The 12093-nt window shown below is 74.1% G+C and carries 12 protein-coding genes, 1 pseudogene and 2 CRISPR repeat arrays (1 of these 15 only partly in view); of the genes and pseudogenes, 8 read left to right on the top strand and 5 right to left on the bottom strand.

The features are described from left to right. A CRISPR array of direct repeats spans positions 1 to 721; the repeat unit is 37 nt; unit sequence GCTGCGCCCGGCCACCGCGCCGGGCGAGGATCGCAAC; it reaches 6144 nt to the left of the window's first position. A 108-nt stretch (positions 722 to 829) separates the two neighbouring features. Further along, positions 830 to 1614: direct repeats of the CRISPR family, unit length 37 nt; unit sequence GCTGCGCCCGGCCACCGCGCCGGGCGAGGATCGCAAC. A gap of 292 nt (positions 1615 to 1906) precedes the next feature. Continuing rightward, entirely contained in the window at positions 1907 to 2032 is a 126-nt protein-coding gene (locus ACN27A_RS22030) for a hypothetical protein (RefSeq protein WP_421456490.1), read from the top strand. Continuing rightward, positions 2029 to 3210, top strand: a complete 1182-nt coding sequence (locus ACN27A_RS22025) for a hypothetical protein (protein ID WP_421456488.1) — start codon at positions 2029 to 2031, stop codon at positions 3208 to 3210. Before ACN27A_RS22030 ends, ACN27A_RS22025 begins: the two co-directional genes overlap by 4 nt. Positions 3211 to 3279: 69 nt before the next feature. On the opposite strand, the gene ACN27A_RS22020 is transcribed toward ACN27A_RS22025, so the two are convergent. The 3 genes from ACN27A_RS22020 to ACN27A_RS22010 form a co-directional block, all read right to left on the bottom strand. Then, a complete protein-coding gene (locus ACN27A_RS22020; RefSeq protein ID WP_421456486.1) occupies positions 3280 to 4182 on the bottom strand; it encodes a sulfurtransferase in 903 nt (300 codons plus the stop codon). Between the two features lie 64 nt (positions 4183 to 4246). After that, complete coding sequence (locus ACN27A_RS22015) at positions 4247 to 4693, bottom strand: imidazolonepropionase-like domain-containing protein (protein WP_421456483.1); 447 nt, start codon at positions 4691 to 4693, stop codon at positions 4247 to 4249. 3 nt (positions 4694 to 4696) lie between these two features. Next, positions 4697 to 5464 carry an SGNH/GDSL hydrolase family protein gene (locus ACN27A_RS22010; protein WP_421456481.1) on the bottom strand — a complete coding sequence of 256 codons (768 nt, stop codon included), beginning with the start codon at positions 5462 to 5464 and terminating at the stop codon, positions 4697 to 4699. A gap of 437 nt (positions 5465 to 5901) precedes the next feature. Here ACN27A_RS22010 and ACN27A_RS22005 point away from each other — a divergent pair, with 437 nt between their 5' ends. Together ACN27A_RS22005 and ACN27A_RS22000 are read left to right on the top strand one after the other, a co-directional pair. Further along, a complete protein-coding gene (locus tag ACN27A_RS22005; protein ID WP_151452779.1) occupies positions 5902 to 6273 on the top strand; it encodes a hypothetical protein in 372 nt (123 codons plus the stop codon). Continuing rightward, positions 6270 to 6773: a roadblock/LC7 domain-containing protein gene (locus tag ACN27A_RS22000; RefSeq protein WP_421456478.1), complete on the top strand. Its 504-nt coding sequence runs from the start codon at positions 6270 to 6272 to the stop codon at positions 6771 to 6773. Before ACN27A_RS22005 ends, ACN27A_RS22000 begins: the two co-directional genes overlap by 4 nt. 84 nt (positions 6774 to 6857) lie before the next feature. Here ACN27A_RS22000 and ACN27A_RS21995 read toward each other — a convergent pair whose 3' ends face one another. Both ACN27A_RS21995 and ACN27A_RS21990 read right to left on the bottom strand, forming a co-directional pair. Beyond that, positions 6858 to 8072 (bottom strand): MFS transporter, encoded by a 1215-nt coding sequence (locus ACN27A_RS21995; protein ID WP_421456475.1) that lies wholly within the window; start codon positions 8070 to 8072, stop codon positions 6858 to 6860. A gap of 95 nt (positions 8073 to 8167) precedes the next feature. Further along, a pseudogene (locus tag ACN27A_RS21990) lies at positions 8168 to 8728 on the bottom strand (NADPH-dependent FMN reductase); the annotation flags it as partial. Positions 8729 to 8782: 54 nt separating this feature from the next. Here ACN27A_RS21990 and soxR point away from each other — a divergent pair. The 4 genes from soxR (at position 8783) to ACN27A_RS21970 (ending at position 12081) form a co-directional block, all read left to right on the top strand. After that, positions 8783 to 9271 (top strand): redox-sensitive transcriptional activator SoxR, encoded by a 489-nt coding sequence (gene soxR / locus ACN27A_RS21985; protein ID WP_421456472.1) that lies wholly within the window; start codon positions 8783 to 8785, stop codon positions 9269 to 9271. A 55-nt stretch (positions 9272 to 9326) separates the two neighbouring features. Next, positions 9327 to 11096 carry a proline--tRNA ligase gene (locus tag ACN27A_RS21980; RefSeq protein WP_421456469.1) on the top strand — a complete coding sequence of 590 codons (1770 nt, stop codon included), beginning with the start codon at positions 9327 to 9329 and terminating at the stop codon, positions 11094 to 11096. A 56-nt stretch (positions 11097 to 11152) separates the two neighbouring features. Further along, positions 11153 to 11578, top strand: a complete 426-nt coding sequence (locus tag ACN27A_RS21975) for a CBS domain-containing protein (RefSeq protein ID WP_421456466.1) — start codon at positions 11153 to 11155, stop codon at positions 11576 to 11578. Between the two features lie 74 nt (positions 11579 to 11652). After that, a complete protein-coding gene (locus ACN27A_RS21970) occupies positions 11653 to 12081 on the top strand; it encodes a SufE family protein (RefSeq protein WP_311409990.1) in 429 nt (142 codons plus the stop codon). Positions 12082 to 12093 lie beyond the last annotated feature (12 nt).

The following is a 12093-nucleotide window of genomic DNA, read 5'->3' as shown; positions in this document are numbered from 1 at the left end:
TACGCGCTCGGCTGGCTGCGCCCGGCCACCGCGCCGGGCGAGGATCGCAACAGCCAGATCGCCGTGCACCTCGTGCCCGTCTTCATCACGCTGCGCCCGGCCACCGCGCCGGGCGAGGATCGCAACGGCCGGAACCTCGGCCGGGCGGCGAGGGCCGGCCGAGGGCTGCGCCCGGCCACCGCGCCGGGCGAGGATCGCAACGGTGTACGCCCGCAGGTCACCCCGGCGGCGGACCCGGCTGCGCCCGGCCACCGCGCCGGGCGAGGATCGCAACGCCCTGGGCGTGGAGTGTGGCCCGGATCTGACGTGGGCGGCTGCGCCCGGCCACCGCGCCGGGCGAGGATCGCAACACGTAGCCCTTGCCGTACCCCTGGCACGCAGCGGGCGCGCCGCGCCCGGCCACCGCGCCGGGCGAGGATCGCAACGACTTGCCACCTGGTGGCAGCGAGATCGCGTTCGGCGCGCTGCGCCCGGCCACCGCGCCGGGCGAGGATCGCAACCCGGGCCTGGCCGGTGACCCACACCCGGTCGGTACTGCTGCGCCCGGCCACCGCGCCGGGCGAGGATCGCAACGAGGGTGTCGACGACACGGTCCTGCTCGCCGACGCGCTGCGCCCGGCCACCGCGCCGGGCGAGGATCGCAACCTGCTCTGGCGCGAGGTTGACCGCCTGGACCGCCGCGTCGCTGCGCCCGGCCACCGCGCCGGGCGGGGATCGCAACGTCGGCATGTACGACCTGGCCGGCAACTACGTCGTCACGCTGCGCCCGGCCACCGCGCCGGGGAGGATCGCAACGCCGACGGCTGGCCTGGACTGTCGAAGGAGACGAAGCTGCGCCCGGCCACCCCGCCGGGCGAGGATCGCAACCACCGGCCCGACTGGGATGGCCTGCGCCGAGAGTGGGTGCTGCGCCCGGCCACCGCGCAGGGCGAGGATCGCAACTCGCCCATCAGCTCGTCCGCTCCTCGACCTGCAGGCGGCGCTGCGCCCGGCCACCGCGCCGGGCGAGGATCGCAACAGTTCGTCGCCCGCGACCGTGGCGGTCATCTTCCCGGCGGCTGCGCCCGGCCACCGCGCGGGGCGAGGATCGCAACGGCGTCGGTCATCGGGCGGTGGTGGACCGACCCCGCAAGCTGCGCCCGGCCACCGCGTCGGGCGAGGATCGCAACGTCGGTGATCGGTGCGTGATCGGTGGGCAGGTCGTGCAGCTGCGCCCGGCCACCTCGCCGGGCGAGGATCGCAACAACAAGCGGGCCCGCCGCCGCGCGTACGCGTTCCTCGCGCTGCGCCCGGCCACCGCGCCAGGCGAGGATCGCAACCCGGAGACGGGACGACGCGGCTGGCGGCCGTGCAAGGCTGCGCCCGGCCACCGCGCCGGGCGAGGATCGCAACTCGGCGAGGTGCGCGCCGAGCTGGCCGCCGACGTCGACGCTGCGCCCGGCCACCGCGCCGGGCGAGGATCGCAACGAGACGTGGACACACGGCTACTACCACACCAACGGGCTGCGCCCGGCCACCGCGCCGGACGAGGATCGCAACGTCGTGATCGACGAGGACACCGAAGAGTTGCTGATCCGGCTGCGCTCGGCCACTGCGCCGGACGAGGATCGCAACAAGATCGTCGTCAGCGGGATCTACTGGCGTCGCGACTGCTGCGCCCGGCCACCGCGCCGGCAAGAATCGCAACAGCGTGCCAATGGAGATGTAGTACGCCGCGTAAGTGCCGGCTGCGCCCGGCCACGGCGCCGGGCGAGGATCGCAACATCCGCAAGACGCATCACCAGTACCTTGCCCGCACAAGCTGCGCACGGTCTCCGGATCGGGTAAGAACCGTGCCCCTGGCATCGTTGTTACCAACATCCGTGGCAAGGAGGCGCTTACCCCTGTCTTTGGCTTCTTTCGACGCTTGACTACCGTCAAGAGCCAGTGTCACATGGCGCTGCGCCGGCTCCGGGAGATCGCGCCGGAGCTGGGACGCGACGAGGGGCGGCCCGGCGGCGGCCTGGTCACCGGAATGGAGGTGAACCCGTGAGGGAAGAGGAACTGCACCGGCTGCTCACTGTCGCCGCCGAGGACGTCCGGCCGGCGCACCCCGCCGCGACCGGCTGGGAACGGGCCGGCCGGGTGCGGCGTGCCCGCCGCGCCGCTGGCGCCACCGTGCTCGCGGTCGCCCTGCTCACCGGCGGTACGGCACTGGCCCTGCGCCCCGCCGCGCCGCCAACACCGGCCACCACTGCGACACCGGAGAAGAACCCGACCCCGCACCCCGTGCCCGTGCAGACGCCCCCGGCCGACCTGGCCTATCCCGGGCACCCGCTGGGCCGCCTCGGCGACCCGGTCGGCGCGACGCTCTCGACCCGCCCGGTACGCCGGGCGCTGGCGCTGCACCAGCCGGTCGACCCCGGGACCGGCGTCGCCGGCCGGATCCGGGTGCTCGGCGACGACGGCGTCGTACGCGACCTCGACGTGGTCACCCCCGCCCCGACCCGCGACGCCGGGGGCAACGAGGCGGTGCCGCTGAAGAGCGGAAGTCTCTCCCCGGACGGGCGGACGGCCGTCTTCGCCCAGACCGACGAGGTGATCGTGGTCGACCTGACCACCGCCGCCGTACGCCGCCACCCGCTCAAGGGTTACCTGGAGCACGTCCTCTGGTCCGGCGACCGGCTGCTCGTCGGCGACGACGACACCACGTACGAGCTGGACCGGATCACGGGCGTCGCCCGGAAGCTGCCCGTGTCTCCCTGGGACGCGGTCACGCCCGACCCGGCGGCCCCGCCGAACCTCCCTCTCGAACTGGGCGGCACGCCGCCGAACCTGACGGAGGTCCGGTGGACCCACGATGAGACGCAGCGCAGCTACGGCCCGGTCGACTTCCGCGCGCTACCGCCCGGTCACCGGGTCGACGAGTTCTACGGGCGGGGCTGGCAGCGCGGAGACCGGGTGGCCCGCGCCGGCTGGATCACCACGGACACGATGGGCGGGCTGGAGGGCGTCGCGCTGCTGAACGCCGACACCCGCATCGTCACCCACCTGCTCGACCTGGGCCGGGACCGTTGGAAGGGCTGCTGCGAAGTGCTCGGCTGGGACTCCGACGGCGCGGTGCTGCTGCGCCACGACCCGGGCGGGCTGCTGCGCTGGCGGCCGGAGACCCGCGAGATCACGGGCGTGACGCGCAACCTGTTCGGGGCGGTGTCGCTCTCCGCCGGCTGACCTGTCCCGTACCACGGCAGGGCCGGTCCCCGTGCGACCGTGGTGGGCGCGCGGGGACCGGCCGACGCGTCAGCCCGCCAGGCCGCCGGGCTGGTCGCCCTTGACGACGGGGGCCCGGACCAGGTTGCCCCACTCGGTCCACGAGCCGTCGTAGTTGCGCACCTGCGGGTAGCCCAGCAGGTGCCGCAGCACGAACCAGGTGTGACTCGACCGCTCGCCGATGCGGCAGTAGGCCACGATGTCGTCGTCCGGGCCCAGGCCGAGCTGGTCGGCGTAGATCGCGCGCAACTCGTCGGCCGACCTGAACGTGCCGTCGTCGTTGGCGGCGGACTTCCACGGCTTGCTGACCGCGCCCGGGATGTGCCCGCCGCGCAGCGCGCCCTCCTGCGGATAGTCCGGCATGTGCAGCATCTCGCCGGTGTACTCGCCCGGCGACCGGACGTCGACAAGCGGGCGGCCCGCCGCCACGTGCGCCATCACCTGCTCGCGGTACGCCCGCACGGGCGCGTCGTTGCGCTGCGGCACCGGGTAGTCGGCGCGGGGCCGGGTCGGCTTGTCCCGGGTCGTCTCGCGGCCCTCGGCGATCCACTTCTGCCGGCCGCCGTCGAGCAGCCGCACGTCCGGGTGGCCGAAGAGCGTGAACACCCAGAGGGCGTACGCGGCCCACCAGTTGAAGTTGTCGCCGTAGAAGACGACCGTGTCACCCCGGCCGATGCCCTTGGCGGCGCACAGCTCGGCGAAGCGCTCGGCGTCCAGGTAGTCCCGGGTCACCTGGTCGTTCAGCTCGGTGTGCCAGTCCACCTTCACGGCGCCCGGGATGTGGCCGGTGTCGTAGAGCAGCACGTCCTCGTCGCACTCGACGACGACGAGCCCTTCGTCGCCCAGGTGCTCGGCCAACCATCCGGTGGTGACCAACCGCTGCGGGTCCGCGTACGACTGGAGTCGGGGATCGGGATCGCTCGGCACAGACATGATCCCCAAGGTACGCCGCATCCCGGGCCGGCGACCGGCCATCGGGAACCGCGTCGCCGGGCGGTCAGGCGCGGCGGTGGGCGATCCGGCCGGCGACCACGGTCACCAGGCAGGCGCCGTCGGCGTCGAGGACGGCCAGGTCCGCGCGTCCGCCGGGAGCCAGCGTCGGCGGTGCGGCGGCGGGCAGCACCAGCAGGTCGCTGCGCTCCACGGCGGCCCGCAGCGCCGGACCGGTCAGGTGGCCGGCCAGGACGGCGGTCACCCCGAGGCGCAGCAGCGCGTGCACCCGCTCGCGGGGCGTGTCGGCGGCCGGCAGCGGCCCGTCGTGCACCACCCCCGGCCCGAGCGTGCCGGGCCAGCGGCGGATCCTGGCTCCGGCGTACGCCCCGGTCAGCTCGGCCAGCGGTCCGACCGCGACGATCCGGTCGGCCCGGACCGCGACGGCGGCCCCCGGGGTGGGCGGGGCGTCGGGCGCGGTCCGCAGCAGCGGCGCGGTGTGCAGGGTGAGCACGACTCAGTCGGTGATCGGGCCGAGGGACGGGCGCTTGGCGGTGACCGTGTCGCCGGAGGAGCGGCCGGTGAGCCGGCGCTTGATCCACGGTGCCAGGTGCCGCCCGGCCCAGCGCAGGTCGGCGGCGCGGGCGGCCAGCCAGGGCGTCGGCGCCGGGTGCGGCGGCACCATCAGCCACTCCTCGTCGCAGCCGACGCCGAGCGCGTTGAGCACCTGCGCGGCGACCCGTCGGTGCCCGGCCTCCGACAGGTGCAGCCGGTCGGTGCTCCAGAGCATCGGGTTGAGGTACGCGTCGTCGGCGTACAGGTCGACCAGGATGGCGCCGTGCCGCTCGGCGGTCTCGCCGACGGCCCGGTTGAGCAGTTGCACCCGGGGCGCGACGAGGCGCTGGCCGGGCAGCCGGGCCATCACGTCGGCGAACCGGAAGAGGACCACGTCGGCGCCGCCGGAGCGCAGCCTGCGCACCACGTCGTCGAAGCGGGTGACCAGGGCGTCCGGGTCGAAGGTGCGGCGGAGCACGTCGTTGCCGCCGGCCGCGAAGCTGATCAGGTCGGGCTTCATGGCGAGCGCGGCGGGCACCTGCTCGGCCACCACGCCGGGGAAGAGCCGGCCCCGGATGGCCAGGTTCGCGTAGCGGAAGTCGGGGCCGGCCTCGGCGGCCAGCCGGGTGGCCACCAGGTCCGCCCAGCCCCGGTAGCTGCCGTCCGGGTACGCGTCGTCCATGCCCTCGGTGAAGCTGTCCCCGACCGCCACGTAACTGCGCCAGCGCACCTGATCATCCCTCCGACGTGCGGTGGGAAAGAGCACCCCGGTGGAGGAAGGGGCCCTTCCCGACGCGGGACAGTCTTCACCAGGAGAGCCGGTGCCGGGGGGCACCGATGGACAAACGTGGCGGAGGTCATCGTTGGCGGCGGGACCGTGCCCACAGGCGTGATCCGGGACCGGGGCCACGAGCCCGATCACCGCGCTGCGTCGATGCGAGGAGTTCCGTGGCGCCGTCGACAACCCTCGGAACGTCCCACTTGCGGGACCGCCGGCCGTCCCGCGCGGTCCGGTCAGGTGGATGGCGGCGCCAGCAGGTGCGCCGCGGCCTCCGGTGTGCGAGCCTCGTCCAAGCCTTTTTAACGAGGTGGTAACACTTGTCACCGCCGTGTCACCCTCTGCACCGCAGCGGGCGACGCCGCCCGTACGTCCTGGGAGAAAGCAGCGTGTCGAACCTCGACCTGGCACTGAAGACCGCGATGAGCATCGACGGCGCGATCGGCGCCGCACTCGTCGACTACAACAGTGGGATGACCCTCGGCGTGGCGGGCGGAACCGGGGAGATCGACCTGACCGTCGCCGCCGCCGGCAACACCGATGTCGTCCGCGCCAAGCTGCGCACCATCGAGATGCTCAACCTGAACGACGAGATCGAGGACATCCTCATCACCCTCGGCACGCAGTACCACCTGATCCGCCCGGTGACCAGCCGCACCGGCAAGGGGCTCTTCCTCTACCTGATGGTGAGCAAGAGCCGCGCCAACCTGGCGATGGCGCGTCACCAGCTGCGCAGCATCGAGGAGAGCCTGGAGCTGTGAGCGGGATCGACGACACCGAGACCCCACTGCCCCGCCGCACCGCACGCACGGGCACCCTCCCGCCACCCCGGTCGTTGCCCCCGTCGCTGGCCGGGAACACGTCGCTGCCGTACCCGGCGATCGGGCACGAGCTGTCGGAGCTGCGCCTCCAGATCCCCGGGGTGCACGGCTGCGTCCTCGGCGGCGTGGACGGCCTGCTCATCACCCACAACCTGCAGACCGACGTCGACCCGAACGACCTGGCGGCGCTCGCCGCCACCACGTACGGGCTGGGCCGGCAGGTCGGGCTGCGGCTGGGGCAGGGCGAATTCCAGCAGTCCACCGTCCGCAACGCCGGCGGCTACCTGAGCGTCTACGCGGTCAGCCCGCAGGCGCTGCTCGCGGTCGTCGGCGAGGACAGCATCAACGTGGCCCGGCTGCACCTGCACGCCCCGCCGGTCGCCCAACGGCTCGCCGGTCTGCTGGATCAGGTCACGCCCGTCGGTCACGGCTCCCGCTGACGCCGGCCGGGCGGAACGTGGCGTTCCGCCCGGCCACCGGTCCCGCTGGAACAGGTCGGCGGGGCGCGGGCCGCGTCGACCGGGTCAGCCCGCCGACGACCGCTGCCCGCCGCGCAGGCGGACGGCGAGCAGCGCCAGGGTGACACCGGCCAGCGCCGCCCCGGCCAGGAACGTGCCGCGCGTCGAGGTGACCGCCTGGACCGACCCGAGCAGCAGCGGCGAGACGAACAGGCCGGCGAAGGTGGCGCTGGCCAGCAGCGCGGTGGCCTGGCCGCGCCGGGCGGGCGGGGAGTGTTCGGCCACCAGGACGGTCAGCGCCGGCACGACCAGCCCCATGCCGATCCCGAACACGGCCGGCGCGGCCAGCATGAGCGCCGGCGAACCGGTCAGCCCGAGGGTGACCAGCGCGACCGTGAAGACGGCGAGGGTGATCGCGAGCAGCCGCACCTGGCCCAGGCAGGCCCGGGCCCGGGCGTAGCCCAGACCGACGACGCTCATGGCCAGCGACGGGGCGCCCGTGAACAGCGCCACGACAGCCGTCTCGGTGATGCCGACCTCGGCCAGCCGCAGCGGCAGGAACACCAGCACCCCGTACAGCAGCAGGCTGGTCACCACCTGGAGACCGTAGATCCCGACGAGCGCGGGATGCCCACGGAGCAGGTCCCACAGCGACCCCGGCCGGCCCGGTGGCGCGCCGGCGTCGACGGCGGCGCGACGCCCCGGGAGCACCCGGAGCGTGACCAGGCCGAGCGGCACCCCGACCAGGTAGACGCCGAACGGGGCGTGCCAGGAGAGCCCGCCCAGTACCCCGCCCAGCAGCGGAAACAGCACCCCGCCGAGGCTGATCGCGGTGGACCGCCAGCCCATCGCCCGGTCGCGGGCCGCCCCCTCGTGCAGGTCGAGCAGCCCGAGCGTGGTCCCCGCGAAGACGAGCGCCGCGCCGACGCCGAAGAGCAGGCGGGTGGCGATCAGCAGGGGGTAGCTGTCGGTGACCAGACCGGCGCCGCCGGCAAGGCCGTACAGGATCAGCCCGAGGGCCAGGGGCGTGCGCACCCCCCACCGGTCGATGGCGCGGCCGACCAGCGGGCCGGCGAGGGCAAGGGAGAGTCCGTGGGCCGTGAGGACGAGCCCGGCGGCGGTGCCGGTGAGCCGCAGTTCGCCGCGGATCAGCTCGACCACCGGGGTCAGCACCGCGCCCGCGAGCACGGTCAGCAGGGAGCCGGCGAGAAGGACGGCCGTCGCCGCCCGACGACCGGCGACGGGGGCGGTGGCGGCGGGAGCCGCGGCGATGCCGGTCACGGGCGGGCCGCCCGTTCCGCCCCCGACCGGCCGGCGTCGGCCGCCGGCGGTGGGGCCGGATTCTCCCTCACCGCCGGGGCCGGGGCCGCCGCCGGGCGGCGGACCGGGGCCAGGGCCGCCGCCCAGGTGAGCAGCTCGTCGAGCATCGCGTCCAGGCTGCGTTCCTGGTGGGCGGCGGGGGTCAGGCGCTCCCCGCTGAAGTCGGTGGGCAGGGAAAGCCCGACGGCGGTACGCACTCCGGCGACCCGGACCTCCGCCAGCACCAGGCGCAGCGCCTCGACGGCCCGCCAGCCCCCGGTCACGCCGTACCCGACGAAGCCGGCCGCCTTGTGCTGCCACTCGGCACACAGGTAGTCGATCGCGTTCTTGCAGGCGGCCGAGGTGGAGTGGTTGTACTCCGGGGTGACGAAGACGAACCCGTCGCACGGCTCGACGGCGGCGGCCCAGGCCCGGGTGTGCGGGCGGCGGTAGTCGCCGAACGCCGCCGGGACCGGCTCGTCCAGCAGGGGCAGGTCGAAGTCGACGAGGTCGAGCAGCTCGAACGCGACGGCCGGGTGCCGCTCGCGGGCGACGTGGTGCACCCACTCGGCCACCGCCCTGCCCCGTCGTCCGGGCCGCGTCGACCCGACGACGATTCCGATCCGTATCGGCTCCATGACGCGAGTCTTCAACCTCGACCATGGTCGAGGTCAAGCCGCTAGCATGCCGACATGGCGAGCCTCCCGCCCCAGCACACCGAACTGACCGTCGGCCAGGTCGCTGCCCGCACCGGCGTCGCCGTCACCGCCCTGCACTTCTACGAGGCCAAGGGGCTGATCCACAGTCGACGCACCAGCGGTGGGCAGCGCCGCTACCCCCGCGACGTGATCCGGCGGGTGTCCTTCATCCGGGTCGCCCAACGGGTCGGCATCCCGCTCCGGCTCGTCGCCGAGGCGCTGGCTGGCCTGCCGGACGGGCGTACCCCGACCCGGGAGGACTGGGCCGCGCTCTCCACCACCTGGCAGGCCGAACTCGACCAGCGCATCGCCCAGCTCCAGCACCTGCGCGACGACCTGACCGACTGCATCGGGTGCGGCTGCCTCTCCATCGACCGCTGCCTCCTGCGCAACACCGACGACCACCTCGGCGAGACCGGTCAGGGCCCGCGCCGCCTGCTCGGTCCCGTACCGGCGACGCCACCCGCCCCGGAACCGGGCTGACCGCCGTACCCGAAATGGATCGTCGTCCCGCCGCCGGCCCCCGTACGCTGCGCCAATGCTGCTACGCATGTCGACCCTGCTGCTCCGGACCCTGCGCGAGGACCCGGCCGACGCGGAGGTGCCGAGCCACCGGCTCCTGCTGCGCGCCGGCTACATCCGTCGCGCCGCGCCGGGCGGCTACACCTGGCTGCCGCTGGGCAAGCTGGTGCTGGACCGCGTCACCGAGGTGGTCCGGCAGGAGATGACGGCGATCGGCGACCAGGAGGTGCACTTCCCGGCGCTGCTGCCGGCCGAGCCCTACCGGACCAGTGGCCGGTGGACGGAGTACGGCGACGACATCTTCACCCTCGCCGACCGGCGCGGCGCGGAGCACCTGCTGGCGCCCACCCACGAGGAACTGGCCGCGCTGCTGGTCAAGGACCTGTTCACCTCGTACCGGGACTTCCCGGTGACGCTCTTCCAGATCCAGACGAAGTTCCGGGACGAGGCCCGGCCGCGCGCCGGACTGCTGCGCGGGCGCGAGTTCCTGATGAAGGACGCCTACTCGTTCGACCTCGACGACGCGGGCCTCGCGGCGGCGTACGAGCGGCACCGCGGCGCGTACCGGCGGATCTTCGACCGGCTCGGGCTGGAACACACCATCGTGCGCGCCACCTCCGGGGCGATGGGCGGGTCGGCGTCGGAGGAGTTCCTGGCGGCGACGCCCGTCGGCGAGGACACCTTCGTCGGCTGCACCGCCTGCGACTACGCGGCCAACACGGAGGCGGTGACCACGCCCGCGCCGCCGGCCGGCGACCCGGACGCCCAGCCGCCCGCCGAGGTGCACGACACCCCCGAGACCCCGACCATCGCCAGCCTGGTCGAGCTGGCCAACGCCCGACGCCTGGGCGGCCGGGACGACTGGACCGCCGCCGACACCCTGAAGAACGTGGTGCTCGCCCTGCGCCGCCCCGGCGCAAAGGAGGCCGAGCTGCTGGTGGTCGGGCTGCCCGGCGACCGCGAGGTCGACCTGAAGCGGCTCGGCGCGGCGGTCGCCCCGGCCACGGTGGACGTCTTCGACGGCTGGGACGCCCACCCCGAGCTGGTCCGGGGCTACCTCGGCCCGCAGGTCCTGGCGAAGCTGGGCATCCGCTACCTGGCCGATCCCCGGGTGGGGCCGGGCAGCGCGTGGCTGACCGGCGCGAACGAGCCGGGCCGGCACGCGACGGGAGTGGTCTGCGGCCGGGACTTCGTGCCGGACGGCACGGTCGAGGCCGCCGAGGTGCGCCCCGGCGACCCCTGCCCGGCCTGCGGCACCGGCGAGCTGACCATGCGGCGGGGCATCGAGATCGGGCACATCTTCCAGCTCGGTCGCCGCTACACCGACGCCTTCGCCGTCGACGTGCTCGGTTCCGCCGGCAAGCCCGTCCGGCCGACCATGGGCTGCTACGGGATCGGGGTGTCCCGCGCGGTCGCGGCGATCGCCGAACAGCACCACGACGAGCGGGGGCTCGTCTGGCCGGCGGCGATCGCGCCGTGCGACGTACATCTGGTGGCTGCCGGGAAGGGGCCGCAGCTCGACGCGGCGCTGGAGCTCGGCGGGCGGCTCGCCGCCGCCGGTCTGCGGGTGCTCGTCGACGACCGGACGCACGTCTCCGCCGGGGTGAAGTTCACCGACGCCGAGCTGATCGGCATCCCGCGCGCCGTCGTGGTCGGCCGCCGTCTCGCCGAGGGGTACGTGGAACTGCGCGACCGGGCGTCCGGCGAGCGCGTCGAGCTGCCGGTCGACGGGGTGGCGGACCGGCTGGTCGAACGGGTACACCGGGAGCGCGGGAACGTGGTGTAGCGAACGTGTCACGGGGTACCGCAGTCCGATCGACTGAATGCGTTCTGGAGGCTCTCATGACCGGTTACCGGGTCAGCGACGTGATGACGAAGCAGGTCATCTACCTGCCGGCCGAGACCACCCTGGACGAGGCTGCCAGGGTGATGAAGGAGGCGGACATCGGCGACGTGGTCGTCACCGACGGCGCCACCCTCGCCGGCATGCTCACCGACCGGGACATCGTCGTACGGGCGGTGGCCGAGTGCAGCGACCCGGCCACCACCACGATCGGCTCGATCGTCACCCGCGAGGTGGTGATGATCGAGCAGCACTCGACCGCGGCCGAGGCGGCCGCCCTGATGCGGGAGCGGGGCATCCGGCGGGTGCTGGTCTGCGACAGCGAGCGCAAGCTGGTCGGCATCGTCTCCCTCGGCGACCTCGCGATGCAGCTCGACCCCCACTCGGCGCTGAGCGACATCAGCGAGCAGGCACCGACCGTCTGAGGTGTGAGGAAGGGCCCCTTACCAACGCCTGCGGTACGGGAAGGGTCCCTTCCTTCGGCGGTAGCCTCGGAGGCATGTCATCCATGCCGGCCAGGCTTTCCGAGATCGTCGACGAGTTCGCCGCCGCGCCCCGCGACGTGGTGCTGGAGATGCTACTGGAGTACGCCGACGTCATCCCGCCGCTGCCCGCCGGCGCCGCCGACCGGGAGGGCATGGAGCAGGTGCCGGAGTGCCAGACGGCGTTCTTCCTGCGTGCCCGGGTAACGCCGGAGAAGACGGTGGAGACGCTGTTCGACTGCCCGCCGGAGGCACCCACCACGCGCGCCTTCGCCGGCATCCTCGCCGAGGGGCTGGCCGGGGCGAGCGCGGACGAGGTGCTCGCCGTGCCCGACGACCTCTATCAGCGGATGGGACTGGCCCAGGCGATCAGCCCGCTGCGGGTGCGCGGCGGCACTGCCATCCTGGCCCGGCTCAAGCGGCAGGTCCGGGAACAGACCAGCTAGACGGAGGGTTGT

The organism is Micromonospora sp. WMMD737 (genome assembly GCF_049179055.1).
In the GTDB taxonomy this organism is placed as follows: domain Bacteria; phylum Actinomycetota; class Actinomycetes; order Mycobacteriales; family Micromonosporaceae; genus Micromonospora; species Micromonospora reichwaldensis.
This window is presented reverse-complemented; position numbering and strand designations above follow the sequence as displayed.